This is a genomic window from Acinetobacter sp. YH12021, assembly GCF_013420145.1.
GTDB lineage: Bacteria > Pseudomonadota > Gammaproteobacteria > Pseudomonadales > Moraxellaceae > Acinetobacter > Acinetobacter towneri.
On record NZ_VOYT01000057.1, the window covers coordinates 1 to 2,180 of the forward strand.

The 2,180-nt window shown below is 42.5% G+C and carries 2 protein-coding genes and 1 pseudogene; 1 reads left to right on the top strand and 2 read right to left on the bottom strand.

Annotation, left to right across the window (positions count from 1 at the left end; genetic code table 11):
• Nucleotides 1–565 precede the first annotated feature (565 nt).
• Complete coding sequence (gene mph, locus FTT91_RS14410; RefSeq protein ID WP_071830579.1) at nucleotides 566–1,453, top strand: Mph(E)/Mph(G) family macrolide 2'-phosphotransferase; 888 nt, start codon at nucleotides 566–568, stop codon at nucleotides 1,451–1,453.
• 73 nt (nucleotides 1,454–1,526) lie between these two features.
• On the opposite strand, the gene FTT91_RS14415 is transcribed toward mph, so the two are convergent.
• Together FTT91_RS14415 and FTT91_RS14420 are read right to left on the bottom strand one after the other, a co-directional pair.
• Entirely contained in the window at nucleotides 1,527–1,991 is a 465-nt protein-coding gene (locus FTT91_RS14415) for an ATP-binding protein (RefSeq protein ID WP_071830580.1), read from the bottom strand.
• A 67-nt stretch (nucleotides 1,992–2,058) separates the two neighbouring features.
• Nucleotides 2,059–2,180: pseudogene (locus tag FTT91_RS14420) on the bottom strand (hypothetical protein); the annotation flags it as partial.

Consider the following 2,180-nt stretch of genomic DNA (forward strand, 5'->3'; position numbering starts at 1 on the left):
GTAAATTTTCAGCGTTGCTGGCTCCCCGTCAGCCGGATTGGGTTGCATCGCAGGGGTGTCGAAAGAGTCAACTGCGGTCCAAAGCTGTTGGACTTGGGTGAAAAGGGCGTTTATTCTTCCTATACGTGAACCGCATCCTACGGAATGAGTAACCCTTGCCCTATTGTGAGTAGAACGTCGTATAATTCAAACGAAAGCAGTTAATAGGTATGAAATATCACAGCACAAAAGAGCGACAGGACATGTTTAGATGATGTTATTATAAAATAATAACATCATGGATGAATAAAAAATAATTTTCTATCTTTACAACTATGTTATACTTCTATGATAAGGCTATGATGGCAAAGCCTTGGTTTTCCTAATCAAATAGTCGCCGAGATGGCTTCAATGCGACAGTAGGTCTACTGTCTCACAATTAATTCATGTATCAGATTTTTGTTCCCTGATGGGAAGTGTTATCCATACGAAAAGAATATGGGTAAAGTGTTACACCTGTATATGACATTCAGAATGTCCTGTCGGGGGAACTGGTACCAATTTAATAAAAGAAAACAGTATAGAAATGACAATCGAAGATATGCAAACATTAGCCCTAGAGCATGGGCTGAGAATTTCGGAAGAGATGAGCGTCAATGAGATGGGCATCGACTTTAGAGTTGCCTTTGTAAAGGAAGTAAACGGTGAGAACTGGGTACTCCGTATACCTCGAAGAAGCGATATGCTTGAACAAATCGAAAATGAAAGTAGAATATTGGATTTAGCCAAAAGAAACCTGTCGATCAATGTCCCTGATTGGAAAATTGTATCGGAGCGCCTAATAGCCTACCCTTTACTGGAGGATGCGCCTGCTCTGACATTCGATGCGATAACACATGAGGTTTCTTGGAACATAGATCGCGATAGCATAGCTTATGTGGAGTCTCTGGCAAAATCATTGGCCGAATTACATCGTATTACAGCTGACGATGTGAGAAAGAGCAACTTGAAAATAATGACTCCAAGTGAATTGAGGACCGAAATAGCTGACCGTATCCACTTGGTGAAATCTGAGATAGGTATCAGCGAGCCGTTGGAAAACAGATACCGTAGATGGTTGGACAATGACCCTTTGTGGCCTGAATTCACTTGTTTCATCCATGGCGATCTCTATGCAGGGCATGTCTTAACCTCGAAGGAAGGTAAGACCTCTGGTATCATAGATTGGTCTACTGCGCATATGGGTGATCCTGCACTGGACTTTTCTGGTCACGTATCGGTTTTTGGAGAGGATAGCCTGAAGAGTTTGATAACGGAGTATGCTAAACAAGGCGGAACGATATGGGATAGGCTCTACGAACAATCTATAGAGAGGGCTGCTGCAGCTCCATTAGCATATGGCGCTTTTGCGGTAGAGTGCAACGACGATAATCATATCAATGCCGCCAGAGCAGCCTTAGGTATTGTTCAATAAAATGATGTGAGGATACTTTTTTAAATGCTAAAATAGGAGTTCGATTGGTGCCACTTAAGAGTATCATTGATTTCTATTTTAGCCAGTATCCTCCACTTTTAGGAGCTCCTCGAAACTCGATTTTATGATCATCTCTTAAGATTTTGAGCCACCGCTCTACTATCTTGACAGGAACTAATAGCTCGTTTACTAAAAATGGTGCACGCTTTCCTGGATTAGTTCTTATCTGATTAAATAGTAGATTTACTCCCTCACTTACTCCCTCATTAGATTCGAAAAGTAGCTTTGATGAGACAATAACTCGAAAACCGTGCTGGAAATTTTCAAAGACAGGGGGACGCAGACCATAGGATGCGAAGCCTTCTTGGATTCGTTTGATGCCTGACCCATATTTTTCAATAAAATGCGCTTCTTTGAACGTGGCAGATATCCTTTTATTGCGCGCCCATGGCGAGTAATCTTCACGAAGAAGCTGATCAATCGTTAAGTTATCAGCTAAACCACCTGGATTGAAAAACTCTATGGAATTGTAATACACCCTGATTATGGAATCGGCAAATTAATTTGGACTTGGGTGAAAAGGGCGTTTATTCTTCCTATTACGTTGTCGGCAGCGGGCCAAAAAGGAATACGTCCATGCCCATCGAGGTGAAACCGGCTGTGAGCGCGGGTTCAAGCATATAGCCCGACAGGCGCGTATCCTTGCCGATCACGACACGATGGCGGT

Coding starts and splice junctions, on each gene's coding strand:
- mph (WP_071830579.1), top strand. CDS start 566: ATGACAATCGAAGATATGCAAACATTAGCCCTAGAGCATGGGCTGAGA.